Source organism: Kitasatospora herbaricolor (assembly GCF_030813695.1).
In the GTDB taxonomy this organism is placed as follows: domain Bacteria; phylum Actinomycetota; class Actinomycetes; order Streptomycetales; family Streptomycetaceae; genus Kitasatospora; species Kitasatospora herbaricolor.
This window is the reverse complement of record NZ_JAUSVA010000002.1, coordinates 3,352,368-3,370,030: the sequence shown is the minus strand read 5'-3', so window position 1 is coordinate 3,370,030 and position 17,663 is coordinate 3,352,368. Positions and strand designations below refer to the sequence as shown.

The following is a 17,663-nucleotide window of genomic DNA, read 5'->3' as shown; positions in this document are numbered from 1 at the left end:
AGGCTGCCGGAGCCGGCTGGAACCCCGGTGGACCGGTGCTGGAGGCCCCGTGTCCAGGAGGTTTCGAGCCCGGCTTGAGCCGGGTCGCGGACGCTCGCTCGGTACGGCCGAGCACTCCGAGGAAGGGCAGCCATGAGCATCGTCGAGGAACGGCCCCTGCGCGAAGACGTCCTGCCGCCCGTCGAGCCGGTCCCCGACGAACTGCGGGACCGGGTGGCCGCGCTGGCCGGCCTCCACCGCCTGGTGCAGGAGGGGCCGGGTGAGCGCGCCACCGCGACCCAGCACGCCAAGGGCAAGCTGACGGTCCGTGAGCGGATCGCGCTGCTCTTCGACGAGGGGTCGTTCACCGAGGTGGAGGCGCTGCGACGGCACCGGGCCACCGGCTTCGGCCTGGAGCACAAGCGGGTGCACACCGACGGCGTGGTCACCGGCTGGGGCACCGTGCACGGGCGGACGGTGTTCGTCTACGCGCACGACTTCCGGATCTTCGGCGGCGCGCTGGGCGAGGCCCACGCCGAGAAGATCCACAAGATCATGGACCTCGCGGCGGCCGCGGGCGCGCCCCTGATCGGGCTCTGCGACGGCGCGGGCGCCCGGATCCAGGAGGGCGTCACGGCGCTCGCCGGCTACGGCGGCATCTTCCGGCGCAACGTCCGCAACTCCGGGGTGATCCCGCAGATCTCGGTGATGCTCGGGCCCTGCGCGGGCGGGGCCGCCTACTCGCCGGCGCTGACCGACTTCGTCTTCATGGTGCGCGGCACCTCGCAGATGTTCATCACCGGCCCGGACGTGGTGCAGGCGGTGACCGGGGAGGTGATCACCCAGGACGCGCTCGGCGGCGCGGACGCCCACGCCTCCACCTCCGGGGTGGCCGCGTTCGCCTACGACGACGAGCGGACCTGCCTGGAGGAGGTGCGCTACCTGCTGTCGATGCTGCCGTCCAACAACCGGGAGCTGCCGCCGGCCGAGCCCACGGCGGATCCGGCGGGGCGGCGGGTCGAGGCGCTGCTGGACATCGTCCCGGCCGACCCGAGCCGTTCCTACGACATCCGCCGGGTGATCGAGGAGATCGTCGACGAAGGCGAGTTCCTCCAGGTGCACGAGGCCTGGGCGCAGAACGTGGTCTGCGCGCTGGCCCGGCTGGACGGCCGGGTGGTGGGCATCGTCGCCAACCAGCCCGCGGTGCTGGCCGGGGTGCTGGACATCCACGCCTCGGAGAAGGCCGCCCGGTTCGTCCAGATGTGCGACGCCTTCAACATCCCGCTGGTCACCCTGGTCGACGTCCCCGGCTTCCTGCCCGGCGTCGACCAGGAGCACGGCGGGATCATCCGGCACGGCGCCAAGCTGCTGTACGCGTACTGCAACGCCACCGTGCCGCGGATCCAGGTGATCCTGCGCAAGGCGTACGGCGGCGCCTACATCGTGATGGACTCCCGCTCGATCGGCGCCGACCTGTCGCTGGCCTGGCCGGTGAACGAGATCGCGGTGATGGGCGCGGAGGGCGCCGCCAACGTGGTGTTCCGGCGCGAGATCGCCGCCGCGGACGACCCGGCCGCGGCCCGCGAGCGGCTGGTCAAGGAGTACCGGAGCGAGCTGATGCACCCGTACTACGCCGCCGAACGCGGCCTGGTCGACGACGTGATCGACCCGGCGGAGACCAGGTCCCGGCTGATCGGCGCCCTGGCCATGCTGCGCGCCAAGGACGCCCCGCTGCCGAGCCGCAAGCACGGCAACCCGCCGCAGTGACGGCGGACTTGACCTCAAGTCCGCTTCAAGGTGAATAGTCGGACCAGGTGTCTCACAGCGAAGGGGAATCAAGTGAAGGTCGAGATCTGGTCCGACGTGGTCTGCCCGTGGTGCTACCTCGGATCCCGCAGGTGGGCCGCCGCGCTGGAGCGGTTCCCGCACGCGGACCAGGTGGAAACCGTCTGGCGCGCCTTCGAGCTGCGCACCGACGCGCCCACGGTGCCGGGGGTCACCCTCACCGACCTGATGGGCCGGCGCGGGCTGCCGCCCGAGCAGGTCACCACGATCTTCGGCCGGATCCGCGGCCTCGGCCGGGAGGCGGGCATCGACCTGCGGCCGGGCGAGGTCCGGCCGGTGAACTCCTTCGACGCGCACCGGCTGCTCGGGCTGGCCTCCGACCTCGGGGCCGGTCAGGCGATGGCCGACCGGCTGTTCCGCGCGTACCACTCGGAGCTGCTCAACATCGCCGACCACGCGGTGCTGGCCGCGCTGGCGGCCGACGCCGGGCTGCCGGCCGGCCCGGTGGCGGAGCTGCTCGCCGGGGACGCCCGGACCGCCGAGGTCAGGGCGCAGGAGGCGCGGGCCGCGGTGGTGGGGGTGACCGCCGTGCCGTCCTTCGTGCTGGACGGGCGCCCGGCGGTCTCCGGCGCACTGGACACCGACGAACTGCTGGCGCTGCTCACCGACGCCTGGGAGGCGGACTCCGCGCGGGTCTGACCGGCGGACCGGCGGCGGCCGCCCGGGCCCCTGGAAGGGCTCGCGGAAGGACGTCGCGGAACGACCGAGGGCCTCCCGCCGTCGCGGGAGGCCCTCGGTCCGTCTGTGCGCCGCCAGGGACTCGAACCCCGGACCCGCTGATTAAGAGTCAGCTGCTCTAACCAACTGAGCTAGCGGCGCCTGCTGACGCGGAGAACATTACCTGGTCAGCAGGGGAATCCGCCAATCGGTTCGGAGCGGGCCGGCCGGTCAGGGGGTGAGCACGACCTTGCCCCGGACGTGGCCGCCGGCGACCAGCCGGTGGGCCTCGGCGGCACGCTCCAGCGGGAAGGTCTCGGCGATCTCCAGGCGCAGCCCGCCGGCCGCCCAGAGGTCGGTCAGCTCGGCCAGCCGGGCCGCCGAACGGGGGCCCCGCAGGAACTGGACGCCCAGCCGCTGGGCGCCCTGGAAGTCCGTGATGGTACCGATCCGGGCCCGGTCGGCGACCAGCTCGACGGAGGCGTCCAGGGCGCCGTGCCCGGCCGCGTCCAGGGCCGCGTCCACCCCCTGCGGGGCGAGCGCCCGGACCCGGTCGGCGAGCCCCGGGCCGTACGTCACCGGGACGGCCCCCAGCTCGCGCAGGTAGGCGTGGTTGCGCTCGCTGGCGGTGCCGATCACGGTGGCGCCCCAGGCGCGGGCGAGCTGGACGGCGACGGTGCCGACCCCGCCGGCCGCGCCGTGCACCAGGACGGTGTCGCCGGCGCCGACCTTCAGCCCGCCGAGGGCGACGTGGGCGGTCTGGCCGGAGGCCGAGAGCGAGCCGGCGTGCTCCCAGGGCATCCCGGCCGGCTTGGCGACCAGCTGGGAGCTGTCCACCGTGACGTACTCGGCGTGGCTGCCGAGCAGCCGGAAGCCGAGCACCTCGTCGCCGACCTCCCAGCCGGAGCTGCCCGCCCCGAGCCGGTCGACCACGCCGGCGAACTCGTTGCCGAGGACGACCGGCAGTTCGACCTGGGCGCCGGGCGGGGTCCAGCCGCCGCGCACGGCGAGGTCGGCCGGCTGCAGGCCGGCCGCGTAGACCTGGACCCGCACTTCGCCCGGTCCGGGCACCGGGTCCGGCACCTCGGCGACCCGCAGCACCTCGGGGCCGCCGAACTCGGGGACGGTCACTGCCTTCATGGGGTGCCTCTCCTGTCGTCAGGTCTCGGCACCATCATGGAAGTTGAAGCGCCCTTGAGGTCAAGTGCCCGGCGGCGTGTCGGGCAAGGATTGAACGCATTGTCGGATTTATCCTGACGCGGGGCCGGGGGTCACCCCGCCGGGGCGACGGCTCCCGGCGCCCGGACGCCGAGAGGACACCTCCCCGTGGGCCAGCTGCCCCTGTTCTTCCTGGTGCTGCTCGCCTCGGTGGTCACCATCCCGCTGGCCCGCCGCACCGGGGTCCCGCAGCCCGTCCTGATGACCCTGCTCGGGCTGGGCATGGCGCTGGTGCCGCAGATCCCCGACATCGCCATCGACCCCGAGCTGATCCTGCCGCTGGTCCTGCCGCCGCTGATCTTCGCGGTCGCCCGGCGCTCCTCGGTCCGCTACTTCCGGGCCAACGTCCGCTCGATCCTGCTGCTCGCGGTCGCCCTGGTGGTGGTCACCACCGTCGCCGTCGCCGGCACCGTCCACTGGCTGCTGCCCGCCCTGCCGATGGGCGCCGCCATCGCCGTCGGCGCGCTGGTCAGCCCGCCGGACCCGGTGGCCGCCGTCGCCGTGGCCGGCGCGGTGGGGCTCCCGCGCCGGCTGGTCTCCGTGCTGGAGAGCGAGGGCCTGTTCAACGACGTCACCGCCATCGTGATCTACTCGCTGGCCATCGAGGCGGTGGTCAGCGGCGACTTCTCGGCCGAGCACGCGGTGCTGCGCTTCGTGCTGTCCGCGGTGGTCGCCGTCGTCGTCGGCATCGGCCTCGGCTGGGTCAACAGCAAGCTCGCCGGGATCCTGGAGGACCCGACCCAACAGGTCGCCCTCAACCTGCTGGTGCCCTTCGCCGCGTACGCCCTGGCCGAGGAGATCCACGGCTCCGGCGTGCTCGCCGTCGTGATCTGCGCCCTCTACCTGGCCGAACGCGCCGCCGACGCCGACGAGGTCGCCTACCGGCTGGTCGGCAACGCCTTCTGGGAGATCGTCGAGATCCTGATCACCGGCTTCGCCTTCGGTCTGATCGGCCTGGAACTGGCCACCGTCATGAAGGAGGCCGGCACCGGCTGGACCAGCATGCTCGGCGACGCCGCCACCGTGATCGCCGTGGTCGTCCTGGTCCGGCTGCTCTGGCTGCTCCCGGCCGGCTGGCTCTCCAAGCGGCTGGGCGCAGACGACGGCGAGGACACCCCGATCAGCTGGCAGGAGAGCGTGGTGCTCTGGTGGTCCGGGATGCGGGGCGTGGCGACCGTCGCGCTGGCCCTGGCCGTCCCGCTCACCGTGCACTCCGGCGAGGCCTTCCCCCAGCGCGGCCGGCTGGTCTTCATCGCCTTCGGCGTGGTGCTCTTCACCCTGCTGGTCCAGGGCCTCTCGCTGCCGATGCTGGTCCGGCTGCTGCACCTGGACGCCGACCACGACGCCCACGAGCAGGCCGTCCGCGAACTCTGGTGGCGGGCCGCCAAGGCCGGCCTGGACCGGCTCGTCGAGCTGGAGGAGCAGGAGGACCTCTCGGTCGAACTGGTCGACCGGCTGCGCGACCGCCAGCACTCCCGGCTGGCCCGGCTCTGCCCCGAGAAGTACGCGGCCGAGGAGGCCGCCGAGGCCCGCCAGCGGGCCTCCCAGTGGCGCGAGGCGCACACCGTGGAACAGGAGATGATCGCCGCCTCCCGCCGGGAGATGATCGTCGCCCGCAGCGAGCCCGGCGCCGACCCCGAACTCGTCGACCAGGTGCTGCGCGGGCTGGACCTGCGCTCCGAACGCACCTGACCGCCGGCGGCGGGCCACTTCCCGGCGGCCCGGCGGCGGCCTGGCGGTGACGCGCCGGTGACGTCCCGGTGCGCGGCGGAGACTCGGCGTCCGGGAACGAGGCAATGTACGCGGCGCCCCGTGACGTTGCATAGGCTGTCGCCCGGGCAGCCCGTCAACGGAGTCGGCGCACCACTCGTACCGCCGGACCTCGCGCAACCACCCTCCCGCTGGGCTCTGCCGGTATCTGCACCCAGATCAATCGAGGAGCATTCCGATGTCGGAACTGGACGCCCGCCCGGGGGCCAACGGCCGCACCCCGCTGGACCGCACCCCCGAGTGGGCCGCGCTCGGCAAGCACCGGTCGGAGCTCGGCGAGCTGCACCTGCGCGAACTGTTCGCCGCCGACCCCGAGCGGGGCCGCCGCTACACCCTGCAGGTCGGCGACCTGCATGTCGACTACGCCAAGCACCTGGTGACGGACCGCACGCTCGACCTGCTGCGCGCCCTCGCCGAGGCCACCGACGTGGCCGGTCTGCGCGACGCGATGTTCCGCGGCGAGAAGATCAACACCACCGAGGACCGCGCCGTCCTGCACACCGCGCTGCGCGCCCCGCGCGACGCCGTGATCGAGGTGGACGGCGAGAACGTGGTGCCCGCCGTGCACGCCGTCCTGGACAAGATGGGCGTCTTCGCCGAGAAGGTCCGCTCCGGCGAGTGGACCGGCCACACCGGCAGGCGGATCCGCACCGTCGTCAACATCGGCATCGGCGGCTCCGACCTCGGCCCGGCGATGGCGTACGAGGTGCTGCGCTCCTACACCGCCCGCGACCTGGACGTCCGCTTCGTCTCCAACGTGGACGGCGCCGACCTGCACGAGGCGGTCCGCGACCTGGACGCCGCCGAGACGCTGTTCATCGTCGCCTCCAAGACCTTCACCACCATCGAGACCATCACCAACGCCACCTCCGCGCGGGACTGGCTGCTCACCGAGCTGCGGGCCGGCACCGACGCGGTGGCCAAGCACTTCGTCGCGCTCTCCACCAACGCCGAGGGCGTGGCGGACTTCGGCATCGACGTGGCCAACATGTTCGAGTTCTGGGACTGGGTCGGCGGCCGCTACTCCTACGACTCCGCGATCGGCCTCTCGCTGATGATCGCGATCGGGCCGGAGCAGTTCCGCGAGATGCTCGACGGCTTCCACCTGGTCGACGAGCACTTCCGCACCGCCCCGCCGGAGCAGAACGTCCCGCTGCTGCTCGGCCTGCTCGGTGTCTGGTACGGCGCCTTCTTCGACGCCCAGGCCCACGCGGTGCTGCCGTACTCGCACTACCTGTCGAAGTTCACCGCCTACCTGCAGCAGCTGGACATGGAGTCCAACGGCAAGTCGGTCGACCGGGACGGCAACCCCGTCGGCTGGCAGACCGGCCCGGTGGTCTGGGGCACCCCCGGCACCAACGGCCAGCACGCCTACTACCAGCTGCTGCACCAGGGCACCAAGGTGATCCCGGCCGACTTCATCGGCTTCGCCGAGCCGGTCGCCGACCTGCTGCCGGGCCTGGTCGCCCAGCACGACCTGCTGCTCGCCAACTTCTTCGCGCAGACCCAGGCGCTGGCCTTCGGCAAGACGCCGGAGGAGGTCGCGGCCGAGGGCGTGCCGGCCGAGCTGGTGCCGCACAAGACCTTCAAGGGCAATCACCCGACCACCACCGTCCTGGCCGGCTCGCTGACCCCGTCGGTGCTCGGCCAGCTGGTCGCGCTGTACGAGCACAAGGTGTTCGTCCAGGGCGCGATCTGGAACATCGACTCCTTCGACCAGTGGGGCGTCGAGCTGGGCAAGGTGCTCGCCAAGCGGATCGAGCCGGTGCTGCTCACCGGTGAGGGCACCGAGGCGCTGGACAGCTCCACCGCCGAGCTGGTCGCGCGCTACCGCGCGCTGCGCGGCCGCTGACCCGCAGGGTGGTGCCTCCCGCCGGCGGGCCGACGGGGGCGAGGACGTGAGGAGGGCTCCCGCTTCGGCGGGGGCCCTCCTCGCTGTCCGGGGCTGGGAGACGCTCGCTGTCCGGGGCCGGGAGACGCGGGGGCGCGCGGTGCGCCCGGTGCGCGGGCGGGGCTTTCGGGGGCGTGGCCGGACCCGTGCCGTCGAGGCCGGGGCCGTTGGGGCCGCCGGGGCGGAAAGCGGCGACTGGGGGAGCAGCGTCGAAAAACTATGGATACCGGATAGCATCAGTGTCTATTATTGAGGCAGGTTCCGGCCCCTGCCGGCGAAAGGCTGTGATGACCGTGCCCACCCTCCCCTGGATCACCCCGAACCCGCCCCGGCCCGGCGTGCGGGTGCTGGTGATGGCCTCCCGCCTGGAGGTCCGCACCCTGCGCGACGTGCCCCGGTTCTTCCTGAAGGCGATGTCCGCCTGGCGACAGGTCCGCCGGGCTCCCGGCGCCGTCGGGGCCTCGTTGGTCGCGGAGCCGCTCCGCAGGACCTTCTGGACCCTCTCGGCCTGGGAGGACCGTGACACCCTGAACGCCTACGTCCGGGCCGAACCGCACTACTCGATCATGACCTCGCTGCGGCCGGTCATGAAGGACTCGTCCTTCACCTTCTGGGAGGGGTCGGTCGAGGAGCTCCCGATCAGCTGGGCCGAGGCCAGGCGCCGTCTCGCGGAGCAGGCCTGACGCTCCGGCGGCGGCTCCTCGGAGGGGTCCGGAAGCGCCGAGAGGCCCTTCGCTCTCGCGAAGGGCCTCTCGGCTGTCTGTGCGCCGCCAGGGACTCGAACCCCGGACCCGCTGATTAAGAGTCAGCTGCTCTAACCAACTGAGCTAGCGGCGCCTGCTGACAGGGAAGACTCTAGCAGCGGGCCGGGGCCGCGCCAAAATCGATAAACCGGCCGCCGCGACCGGGCCGCGGGCGGCGTCGCACCGACGGGCTCGCGCCCACGGGAGCGAGCCGGGCCGGGGGTCAGGCGGACGGGATCGGCTGGAGGTGGGCGCCGGGCCGCCGGTCGCTCTGCCGGGGCTCGCGCCGCCGGGTCCGCGGGGATCCCCCGGCCGGGCCGGCCGCCCCGGGGTGGGGCGGCGGCCCGGCGCCGGGCCCCCGCGACACCCGGACGCAGGCCCAGAGCAGCACGGCGGCGCCCGGCAGCCACGGCTCCCGGGTGTCCGGGGCGACGATCCACCGGCCCGCCCCCAGCCCGGGGGAGTCGGGCGTGTTCACCATCCGCTGCACGGGCGGCACGGTCACCGCGTCGCCCTGCCCGTGGCAGAGCAGCGGCGGCACGTCCCTGGCCCACTCCTCCCAGGCCAGCAGGGTGCGCAGGCGCGGGGCGGCGCCCGGCTGCGCGAACAGGAGGATCCGTCCGCGGTGGCTCGCCACCGGGCCGCAGCCGGGGCCGGAGGTCCACAGTTCGTCCAGCACCTTGCGGCCGAACAGCGACGGCATGCTGATCACGTCGAAGGCCCGGCCGCAGGGCAGGACCGAGGGCGCCCAGGGGCGCGACTGCCACAGGGCGCGCATGCTGCGCGGGTACTCACTGGCGGAGGCCAGCCAGGCCTCCCCGGCCACGGTGACGTACTCCACCGATTCATACGTCCAGATGTCCACGGGGAGCAGCCTGCGGTGTCGCGAACGTGACGCGGGGGGAAAGCACGGTTTGCCGGACAGGGTGCGCCGGGTCGGCGTACCCTGCCCTGCGCATATGCCACAGGCGATCGAATTCCGTCCCGTTGTTCGGTCGGACGCAGGCGATCGGTGGGGGTGTGCGGGTGGACACCCCCGGGCGGTCGGGGGCGGGCCGTCAGGTGGGTGGCCGCCGGCGGCCTCAGTCGCCCTGGCGCTGGGGACGCAGCAGGCCGCGGCCGTACTCGACCATCTTCTCCGCGTAGTCCGGGGTCCAGTCCGCGCGGGCCGCTATCTCCACGAAGGAGAGCGCGTCGAACCGCCGGGTGTCGGCCAGCTGGGCGGCCGCCACGGCCTGGAAGTCGGTGGCCCGTTCGGCGGCGGCCCGGAACGCCAGGGCCAGCTCGGTGGAGCGGCGGAGCAGCTCGCCCGGGTCCTCGATCGACTCCAGGTCGAAGAAACGCTCCGGCTCCGGCTCGCCGGCCGGCGGTTCGAACAGCAGTTGGGCCGGGCGCAGCCGGCGGGCGGGCTGTTCGGGACTGCCGGGCCGGCCCGGACCGGCCGGCGCGGGGGAGCCGCTCTGGTCGGACGGCCTCGGGTGGGAGTCGGGCATGGGTGGACACCTCCGGGAGGGTGGGGCGGTGGGCGCCGGCGGCCGTGCCGGGGCCGGGGTGCCGGGCCCGGCCGTCGTCCATTGTCGCAAGGCGGCAGCCGGTAACGGAACGGTGCGATCACGGGCGCTATTCCCGTGCCGCGCGCCGGGGTGGTGCCTCGACCGCCCCGGCCGATCACACCGGCCCGCGCACCCTGACCTGCCCCGGCCCGCTCCGCGACCGTGTGCCGGCCGGGTGATGGCCGGCCGGCGCACGGCGGCGCGTGGGCAGGACGGGGCGCCGGGCGGTGCGGCGCACGGTCAGCGCAGCGCCACCCGGTGGCCGGCCAGGTGGGCGAGGACGGCGTGGTGCGCCTCCCAGCCGTCCGGGAACTTCACGGTGACCCCGAGCTGCACGGGCTCGGTCGCCGGATGCTCGTCCAGCAGTTCGGCGATCCCCGCCCGGGCGACCACGATGCAGGCGTGCCGGTGCCGGGAGGCCAGCACGCACAGCCGGCCGGTCTCCAGGTGGAAGGCGGTCGCGTCGGGGCGCCCGGAGAGCGGGTGCAGCACCACCGTGACGTCGTACTCGCGGCCCTGCAGCCGGTTGGCGGTGTCCACCGAGACGGCCGGCCCGGCCGTCGGGTCGACCGGCACCCCCAGGGCCACCAGCGCGGCCCGGACGGCGGCGGCCTGGTCCCGGTGGGCGGTGCCGACCGCGATCCGGTCGGCGGTCAGCGGCGTCGAGCCCTGCTCGGAGTGCGCTGTCAGACCGCGGTCCAGCAGCCGGCGCACGGTGGCCGCGACCACCGACACGGCCTGCGGGTCCGTCCGGACGGTGTGCCGCGCGGGCAGTTCCAGCAGGGCCCAGCCGTGCTCCGCCGCCTCGTCGACGGCCGCGTCCAGCGCGGAGCCGTCCGGGCGCACGGCGGCGGTCAGGGTGCGGTCGCCCGGCCCGGTGCCCGACCGGAACGGCGTGTACGGGTAGAAGGCGGCCGAGACCAGGGGCGCGGCGGTGGCCGGCAGCCGCCAGGAGACCGGCAGCCGGTGCGGCTCGATCTGCGGGTTGTGCGCGAGCAGGGTCACCACCGCGCTGTTGGACGGGTCGTAGGACAGCCCGGCCCACTGGTCGGTGCCGACCACCGTGAACGGGTCCAGCTGGCCCGGGTCACCCACGAACAGGGCGCGCTCGAACAGGCGGGCGACCGCCAGCAGTGCGTCCGAGCGCATCTGGTAGGCCTCGTCGACGATCGCGTGCCGCCACGGCGCCTCGGCCTTCACCCACTGCCACTTGGCGGAGGTCGAGATCACCACGTCGTGCTCGGCCAGCTCGGCCACCTTGGTGGCCGCGGTGACGTTCGGGTGCCGCAGCGCCTCCGCGGCGGGCCGCCCGTCGGAGGCGTGCAGGCGGCCGATGGTGATGTCCGGCGCCTTCGAGGCCAGCCGGTCGACCAGGTCGTCGACCTGGTTGTTGGTCTGCGCGACGATCATCAGCCGCTCGCCGGCACCGACCAGCTCCCGGGCGGCCCGCACCACCAGGGTGGACTTGCCGGCGCCCGGCGGGGAGTCCACCACCACCCCGCGCGGGGCGCCCACGGCCGGGCGGACGGTCGCGTCGAGGATCCGGTCCACCACCGCGTCGGCGGCGGCGCCCGGGGACTGCTCGGGCTCGGGGTGCGGCGCGGTCACGGGGCTGGTCACTCCCATTCCTCGGAGGCGTCGGACGTACGAGGCGCGGCGGGCGCCGGCGGCCCGCCGGACACCGGGGGCGCGCCGGCGACGGCCCGGGCGTGATCGCCCGAGCCGGGCGGCCCGCCGTGCGTCCACGGGGTGTCGTCCGGCTCCGGCAGCGGCGCGGACTGGCGGGCCGTCAACTCGAAGAGGGTGAACGTCACCCGCTCACCCGGTTCGGGGAGGCTGCCCGGCTCCGGCTCCTTCTTGCGCCCCATGCCCGACATCACCCGCAGGGTGATCGTCCCGGCCTCCTGGTCCACCGCGGCGATCACCGCCTTCTGCGGCGTGGCGGTATGGGTGCGGTGCGCCTCGCGGCCGAGGTCGGCGTGCGGGTGGTCGGCCGTCCGCACCGTCACCAGCGGTCGCGGTTTGGGCGTCCGGCCCGAGGTGTCGTGGTCCGGCACGACCTCGACCACCTCGCCGGTGAAGGCCTCACCGGCCAGCCTGCGCTCGGCCATCGCCAGCGGGTCGTCCAGCGCCTCCTGGACGTCCACCCGGACCTGCTCGCGCTCGCGCTGGGCCAGCTTTCGGGCCGCCGTCACGGCGTCGTCCTGGCGCGGCTGCGGCGGCTCGCCGGCCGCCAGCCTGTCCCGGTGGCCGGTGTACGACCAGCGGTCGCCCTCCCAGCGCTCCGCCAGGTGGGCGGCGGGCGGCAGGGTGCGCAGCAGGTCCAGTCCGTGCCAGACGTCCTGCCAGGTGGGCAGCAGGATGCCCGCCAGCGCGTCGGTCAGCACGTCGACGGCCCGGTCGACGTACCGCTGGGCCCGCTCGCGCTCCCGGGGCCCGGCGTCGCGCAGGGCGGTGACGGCGGCGTCGTAGCGGCCGATCGCCGGGGCGAGCACCAGTTCGTCGAAGCGCGGGTCGGTGGCCGGGCCGGCCGGCGGGTGCAGCAGCTGCCCCTGGCTGTCGCGGGCGCTCTCGGCCAGCTCGGCGGCGGCCGCGCCGGTCGGCCCGTCGCCCGCCTGCCCGGCGCCCGCCGCACCGGCCCGGAGCGCCCCCGGCCGGGGGTGCCAGGCGAGCAGGGCCGCCAGGTGCTGGTCCTCCAACTGGCTCTGGCCGGTCGCCCAGTGCCGGGTCAGCAGGCCGGTCATCGGCAGCAGCAGGCTGGAGCCTGGCACCTGGGCCCGGTCGGTGAGGTGCGTCAGCCAGCGGCCCAGCAGCGGGACCCGGGCCGGCGCGGGGTAGGGCCCCGGGTCGGCGTCCTCCGCCGTGCGGCGGAACCGGGTGGAGCGGCCCAGCAGCGCCAGGTGGTGCACCCCCGCGCCGTTCGGCACGATCACCTGCGGCGCGTCCGCGCAGAGCTCGCGCAGGACCTGGCTCTTCTCGCCGGTCTCCGGGTCCTTCTCGGACCCCTCGACCTGCTCCACCTCCGCGCCGAAGGACTCCAGGTAGGGCAGCAGGTCGGCGGCGAACCCGGCCAGGTGGTCGAAGCGCAGCGTGCGGTTCAGCGGCTGCGGGACGATGTGCAGCCGCGGCGCCAGCCGGTCGGTGCCGAGCATCACCGCCAGCGGCGCGCCCGACTCGCCGGCGGCCGTCAGCGGCACCACCACCATCGGCCGCTCCGAGAGGTGCCGGTGCCGCACCGTGGCCAGCGGCTCGGCCCGGCCGCTGCGGACTGCCTCCAGCCGGGCGAGCGTCCCGAGCAGGCTCATCCGGCGCACCCGCCCAGCGCCTCGGCGCGCAGCGCCGCCGCGTACGACAGCCGGGCGGCGGCCTCGTCCGACTCCGGGTCGCCGGCCGGTGCGGCCGGGCCGGCGGCCGCCAGGGCCCCGGCGACGGTGCGGATGCTGCCCAGCTCGCCCCGGACGCCCCGGCCGAGCTGCTCGACCCGGTCGTCGCAGCGGGCCTGCGCCCGGCAGTGGAAACCCAGCTCGCAGGAGGAGAGGCACTCCGGGCCGTAGGCGGCCGGGACACTCCCGACCGCGTCGGCCAGCTCGGCCGCCGGCCTGGTGGGCAGGCCCGCCTGATCGGGTGCCAGGTCGAAGCTGGTGCCCGGCGGGAGGGCGTCCAGGAGTTGGTCGACGGCGGTCATCCGGGCCAGCTGGCGGCGCGTGGTGGCCAGCTCGCGCCGGATGTCGACGGCGACGGCGGTCGGCCGGTTGCTGAAGTCCTTGGGGCAGACCAGCAGCACGCTCAGCTCCGGACTGCCCGGCAGCGACTGCACCGCGTACGGGCCCGGCGCCACCGCGGCGCCGGCCAGCGCGGCCGCGGTCTCCTGCAGCGCCAGCACGTACACCGCCGCCTGCCGGGCCGCCGCGCCGACCTTGGCCGGATCGGCGGTGCCGTCCAGCACCGGGAAGGACTTGATCTCCACCACCGTGCACCGCCCGCCGTGCACCACCACCGCGTCCGGCTCCAGGTAGGCCGGCGAGCCGGCCACCGTCAGCCGCAGCAGCGGGTGGTCCAGCAGCGTCCAGGCCGTGGGGTCGGCGGCGGCCTCGGCGAGCGCGGCCGCCGTGCGCTCGGCCCGCACCGCCGGACCGGAGCGGCGCAGCAGGTCCGGCACCGCGAGCGGGGCCGCGCCGTCGACGGGCAGCCCGAGGTGGCGCCGCAGCGGCTCCAGCAGCACCGCGTAGTCGTCGGCCTTCAGCCGGGACTCGAACATGGTGCCGCGCGCGATCGCGAACGGTGACTGGCCGAACGGCGCGGGGCGGCCCAACCGCTGGGCGACGGCGCCCTTGTCGACCCCGGCGGCGTCGAGCACGGCGCGGCGGCGGCACCCGGGGTTGGCGGCGAGCGCGGCGAGGGCACGGGCGTTCAGGCTGCGCTGCGGCGCCGGGCCGCGCAGCTCGGCGAGACGCTGCGCGAGCGGCTCGGGGGGCCCGATGTGCGAGACGTTCATGGTGCGGCCAAGTGTTGCATCCGGGTCCGACAACCGGGTGCGGACGGTGGTCGCGGCGCACGGCCTCCGCGCTGCCGGGGGCGGGCTGCGGGCGTGGCGCGCCCCCCGCCGGGCGGCCCCGCGGGCCCCGGCGCCGGTGCGACGGGCCAGGCCGAGAGAGCCGGAGCGGGATGGGGGATCATGGAGACCGGTGCTCGATGGTGAGACCGGCCGCTGTCACCGCCCGTCGCGAGGAGTTCCCCCATGCCCGCCCGAATCGTTCTCGTCCGGCACGGCGAGACCGCCTGGTCGGCCACCGGCCGCCACACCGGCCGCACCGACATCCCCCTCACGGACGAGGGCCGGGCGATGGCCCGCGCCCTCGGCGCGCGGCTCGCCGGGGCACCGTGGAACGGCCTGCCGGACGCCCTCGTCTACACCAGCCCGCTGAGCCGCGCCAAGGAGACCGGTGCGCTGGCCGGGTTCGGCGACCGCGCCGTCGACCGTCCCGAGCTGCTGGAATGGGACTACGGCAGCTACGAGGGCCGGACCGGCCCCGACATCCGCGAGAGCGACCACCCCGGCTGGCTGATCTGGCGGGACGGCGTGCCCGGCGGCGAGAAGCTCTCGGACGTCGCGGCCCGGGTGGACGCCTTCATCGCGGAACTCAACACCCGCCACGGGGTGCCGCACCCCGAGACCACCACCATGCACTGCGCCGACCGCGACGTGGTGCTGTTCGCGCACGGGCACCTGCTGCGCATCCTCACCGCGCGCTGGCTCGGCCTGCCCCCCGAGTACGCGCAGCGCTTCAAGCTGGGCACGGCCGCGCTCTCGGTGCTCTCCTGGGAGTACGGGCTGCCCGCCGTCGAGGTCTGGAACGACGTCAGCCACCTCGAAGGCCTCGGGCACTGACCCGCCGGGACCCGCCGCGCCCGGCGGGTCCCCGCTCCCCGGTCCGGGCCGCTCGGCGCTTCCGCTCCGCCCGGGGGCCGGTCAGGAGGCGCTGGCGCGGTCGTGCACCGCGAGGAACCCGCCGACCTCGGGCACCGCGGAGCACCCGCGCAGCCGGGCGGCCGTGTCCGCGAGCATCGCCGTGATCCGGGCCGAGCGGACCCCGCCGAGCAGCGTCACCGCTGCCGACCCGTGCCGGCCCGCCCCGGCCAGATCGCCCCGGCCCAGCCGGTCGTGGGCCAGCTCCGCGGTGTAGAGGGCCCGGTTGCGGACGAAGTGCGGCTCCTGGAGCGCCACCGCCCGGCCGGCCCGGTCACTGGCGCGGTCCCACTCGCCCAGGGCGGACCAGCACTGCGCCTCCAGGCCGGCGATCTCCGCCTCCCCGTAGAAGGACATCCACTCCGGATCGGCCTCCGACTCGCCCCGGTCGAAGAGGGTGTACGCACGGCCGAGGGCACGTTCGCAGGCCGCCCGGTCACGCATCAGGGCCCACCCGCCGGCCTCGCGCATCGCGAGCAGCGAGAGCAGCCGGTCCGAGTCCAGCTGCCGGGCGGCGCTCTGCCCGGCCTGGGCGGCCCGCAGGGCCTCGCGGGGCCGGCCGGCGTCCCGGGCCAGGAAGGCGCTGTTGCAGAAGACGTGGGCCTCCAGGGCGGCGTCGTCGGCCATCCGGGCGGTTGCCAGCGCCTCGGCGTAGAAGGACCGCGCCTCCGCGAGCCGGTTGGAGTCGTGGGCCAGCCAGCCGACCGAGATCGCCAGCTCGCCGGCCCCGGCCTGCAGCCGGCGCTCGGTGGCATTGCTGTACTCGCCGTCGTTGAGCAGCACGTACGCGGTGCGCAGGGACTGCCCGGCCCGCTCGAAGAGGGTCTCGGCGCCGTGCACGTCGTCCAGCAGCCGGATGTCGCGCACCGCCTGCTCGACCTGCTGCAGCTCGGCGGTGCCGACCCGGCGGGGCGGCGGGACGGCCCCGGCCTGCCGGGGCAGTTGCCAGGTGGGGGCCGCGGCCGGATCCGGCCGGTCAAGGCCGATCACGGTCGCCAGGGCGGTCGGGCCGCCGCTCAGGAACGTACGGCGACGCACGTCGTCGTTCTCCTCGTCCAGATGGTGCGAATCGTCGGGCCACCAGGGCACCTGCGGTGCCTGCGCCCGGTCGGCGAGGTCAGCGTAGCCGTCGTCAACTCTCGTGCTGCGCGCGGCCGTTCCGTTCGCCCGGCGGCGGACGGTGCGGCGCGGCGCGAAGCCGAGATCCTGCAGGCTGCGGTCCGGCCACATGTGGCGGAAGACGCGCTCGTAGGCGTAGTTGGGGCAGCGGATCTCGCCGGCCTCGACCCGTCCGACGTAGCGTGCGTCGCAGGACACGTGCTCGCCGATCTCCCGGGCGGCCCGGCGTACGGCGGTGGCGAACTCACCGGGGGAGAGCGCGCCGCGCAGCTCGCGCATCGCACGGTTGGGCGAGGGGAGGTCCGGCGCGGCCGGTGTGGTGGCTGCCATGCTGCACTCCGTGGTCGTGCGTGGCCGTGCTCGTCGGTGTCGGTGCCCGGCGGGGCTGCCCGGCGCTGGTGGTCCGTCTCGGGGGTGGTCCGTCTCGGGGGTGGGGGTTGGCTGTCGGGGGCCGGTGGGGGATTCGGTGACGGGGCCCGTGGGGCCGGGGGTTCGGGGTGTCGCGAGGTGCTGACCGGCGTCGGGGCCGACGCCGGGCGTGGGGCGGCCGGGGATGCGGATGACGGGGGGTGCCGCGTTGGCGGACGGGCCCCGGTGGGCCCGGCGGGCTGCCGTGGCGCTGCGAAGACAGTACCGGGAGTCACCGCCCGAACACGGCTGGTTCTGGGATGATGTGCTGTCAATTCGGCTCATTTCGGGCATTGTTGCCGAGTTCTGCCATGAAATGCCATGGCTTGCTGTAAGCCGCCCCGTGGCCTGGAGCGCCCTCGTCGCGTTGTCCTGATACGCGGAAGCCAGGCCGACCCCGACCCGCCGCCGACTCGTCCCCGAGCCGGCCGCGGCCCCCCACCCCGCCGGGCGTCGAGGCTTCCGATCTGGACGAGGTGACAGGAGGGCCCGAGATGGCCACCGGAGTACCGCAGTACCACCGCCTGGCCGCCCAAGGAGTCCTGCCGGGCGTGGCCCCGGCCCTGGTGCCCGAAACCACCGACGGCCGCTCCTCCTGGGCGGGCGGCGGCCCGTTGCCCACCCGCCGGCCGTCGGCCGAACAGCCCGCCGCCGCGGTCGGGTACGACACCGTCACCGTCGCGATCCGGCACGGCCTGGAGGCGGTGGACATCCTGCGGCTGCGGCGGGCCTGCGGCGCGGTGCTGCAGAGCGTCACGGGGACGACCGTCTCCTTCCTGGTGCCCGCCGGCACGGTGAGTGGCTGGCACCTGCCCGGCAGCTCGTGTTCGGCCGGCGCCGTGGTCCTGCCGGTGACCGACCCGCGCTGGGTGATGCCCCCGGCCGGGGCCGGGGCCACCGCCCGGCCCACCGACCCCTGGGTGCTGCGCTCCGCACTCTGCGAGGCCGCCTGCACACTCACCGCGGGCGGCCTCGGCCCGTTCTGAGCACATGGGGCCTCCCGAGCACGCCGG

14 protein-coding genes and 2 tRNA genes are annotated in these 17,663 nt (G+C 75.1%); 7 read left to right on the top strand and 9 right to left on the bottom strand.

Annotated features, from left to right (window positions below; genetic code table 11):
- The first annotated feature begins 132 nt into the window (after positions 1–132).
- Positions 133–1,746 carry an acyl-CoA carboxylase subunit beta gene (locus J2S46_RS15055; protein WP_191290010.1) on the top strand — a complete coding sequence of 538 codons (1,614 nt, stop codon included), beginning with the start codon at positions 133–135 and terminating at the stop codon, positions 1,744–1,746.
- 72 nt (positions 1,747–1,818) lie between these two features.
- Positions 1,819–2,463: a DsbA family oxidoreductase gene (locus tag J2S46_RS15050; protein WP_191290009.1), complete on the top strand. Its 645-nt coding sequence runs from the start codon at positions 1,819–1,821 to the stop codon at positions 2,461–2,463.
- Positions 2,464–2,569: 106 nt separating this feature from the next.
- Here the strand turns inward: J2S46_RS15050 and J2S46_RS15045 are convergent.
- Positions 2,570–2,643: transfer RNA gene (locus tag J2S46_RS15045), tRNA-Lys, on the bottom strand.
- A gap of 69 nt (positions 2,644–2,712) precedes the next feature.
- A complete protein-coding gene (locus J2S46_RS15040) occupies positions 2,713–3,621 on the bottom strand; it encodes an NADP-dependent oxidoreductase (RefSeq protein WP_191290008.1) in 909 nt (302 codons plus the stop codon).
- Positions 3,622–3,807: 186 nt separating this feature from the next.
- Here J2S46_RS15040 and J2S46_RS15035 point away from each other — a divergent pair, with 186 nt between their 5' ends.
- From J2S46_RS15035 to J2S46_RS15025, 3 genes are all read left to right on the top strand, one after another.
- Entirely contained in the window at positions 3,808–5,391 is a 1,584-nt protein-coding gene (locus tag J2S46_RS15035; protein WP_191290007.1) for a Na+/H+ antiporter, read from the top strand.
- Positions 5,392–5,647: 256 nt separating this feature from the next.
- Complete coding sequence (gene pgi / locus J2S46_RS15030; protein ID WP_191290006.1) at positions 5,648–7,321, top strand: glucose-6-phosphate isomerase; 1,674 nt, start codon at positions 5,648–5,650, stop codon at positions 7,319–7,321.
- 332 nt (positions 7,322–7,653) lie between these two features.
- Positions 7,654–8,043, top strand: coding sequence for a DUF3291 domain-containing protein (locus J2S46_RS15025; RefSeq protein WP_191290146.1), 390 nt, complete (start codon positions 7,654–7,656; stop codon positions 8,041–8,043).
- 80 nt (positions 8,044–8,123) lie between these two features.
- Here J2S46_RS15025 and J2S46_RS15020 read toward each other — a convergent pair.
- From J2S46_RS15020 to J2S46_RS14995, 6 genes are all read right to left on the bottom strand, one after another.
- Positions 8,124–8,197 (bottom strand) — tRNA-Lys (locus J2S46_RS15020).
- A 129-nt stretch (positions 8,198–8,326) separates the two neighbouring features.
- Complete coding sequence (locus J2S46_RS15015) at positions 8,327–8,968, bottom strand: bifunctional DNA primase/polymerase (RefSeq protein WP_191290005.1); 642 nt, start codon at positions 8,966–8,968, stop codon at positions 8,327–8,329.
- A gap of 217 nt (positions 8,969–9,185) precedes the next feature.
- Positions 9,186–9,596 carry a DUF8844 domain-containing protein gene (locus tag J2S46_RS15010; protein WP_229912706.1) on the bottom strand — a complete coding sequence of 137 codons (411 nt, stop codon included), beginning with the start codon at positions 9,594–9,596 and terminating at the stop codon, positions 9,186–9,188.
- A gap of 300 nt (positions 9,597–9,896) precedes the next feature.
- A complete protein-coding gene (locus J2S46_RS15005; protein ID WP_370882311.1) occupies positions 9,897–11,264 on the bottom strand; it encodes an AAA family ATPase in 1,368 nt (455 codons plus the stop codon).
- A gap of 8 nt (positions 11,265–11,272) precedes the next feature.
- Entirely contained in the window at positions 11,273–12,961 is a 1,689-nt protein-coding gene (locus J2S46_RS15000; RefSeq protein WP_229912705.1) for an amino acid adenylation domain-containing protein, read from the bottom strand.
- On the bottom strand, positions 12,958–14,151 hold the full coding sequence (locus J2S46_RS14995; RefSeq protein WP_191290003.1) for a hypothetical protein: 1,194 nt from the start codon (positions 14,149–14,151) through the stop codon (positions 12,958–12,960). The genes J2S46_RS15000 and J2S46_RS14995 overlap by 4 nt, the downstream gene beginning before the upstream one ends.
- 243 nt (positions 14,152–14,394) lie before the next feature.
- Here J2S46_RS14995 and J2S46_RS14990 point away from each other — a divergent pair, with 243 nt between their 5' ends.
- Positions 14,395–15,045 (top strand): histidine phosphatase family protein, encoded by a 651-nt coding sequence (locus J2S46_RS14990; protein WP_191290002.1) that lies wholly within the window; start codon positions 14,395–14,397, stop codon positions 15,043–15,045.
- Positions 15,046–15,126: 81 nt separating this feature from the next.
- Here J2S46_RS14990 and J2S46_RS14985 read toward each other — a convergent pair whose 3' ends face one another.
- A complete protein-coding gene (locus J2S46_RS14985; protein ID WP_191290001.1) occupies positions 15,127–16,572 on the bottom strand; it encodes an NsdA family TPR-like regulatory protein in 1,446 nt (481 codons plus the stop codon).
- A 572-nt stretch (positions 16,573–17,144) separates the two neighbouring features.
- On the opposite strand from J2S46_RS14985, the gene J2S46_RS14980 reads away from it, so the two are divergent.
- Positions 17,145–17,636, top strand: a complete 492-nt coding sequence (locus J2S46_RS14980; protein ID WP_229912704.1) for a hypothetical protein — start codon at positions 17,145–17,147, stop codon at positions 17,634–17,636.
- Positions 17,637–17,663: the final 27 nt, after the last annotated feature.

Excerpts from the sequence above, each read along its gene's own strand:
- J2S46_RS14985 (WP_191290001.1), bottom strand. The coding sequence starts at position 16,572 with ATGGCAGCCACCACACCGGCCGCGCCGGACCTCCCCTCGCCCAACCGT.
- J2S46_RS15000 (WP_229912705.1), bottom strand. The coding sequence starts at position 12,961 with ATGAGCCTGCTCGGGACGCTCGCCCGGCTGGAGGCAGTCCGCAGCGGC.
- J2S46_RS15010 (WP_229912706.1), bottom strand. The coding sequence starts at position 9,596 with ATGCCCGACTCCCACCCGAGGCCGTCCGACCAGAGCGGCTCCCCCGCG.
- J2S46_RS15055 (WP_191290010.1), top strand. The coding sequence starts at position 133 with ATGAGCATCGTCGAGGAACGGCCCCTGCGCGAAGACGTCCTGCCGCCC.
- J2S46_RS14990 (WP_191290002.1), top strand. The coding sequence starts at position 14,395 with ATGCCCGCCCGAATCGTTCTCGTCCGGCACGGCGAGACCGCCTGGTCG.
- pgi (WP_191290006.1), top strand. The coding sequence starts at position 5,648 with ATGTCGGAACTGGACGCCCGCCCGGGGGCCAACGGCCGCACCCCGCTG.
- J2S46_RS15040 (WP_191290008.1), bottom strand. The coding sequence starts at position 3,621 with ATGAAGGCAGTGACCGTCCCCGAGTTCGGCGGCCCCGAGGTGCTGCGG.
- J2S46_RS14995 (WP_191290003.1), bottom strand. The coding sequence starts at position 14,151 with ATGAACGTCTCGCACATCGGGCCCCCCGAGCCGCTCGCGCAGCGTCTC.
- J2S46_RS14980 (WP_229912704.1), top strand. The coding sequence starts at position 17,145 with ATGGCCACCGGAGTACCGCAGTACCACCGCCTGGCCGCCCAAGGAGTC.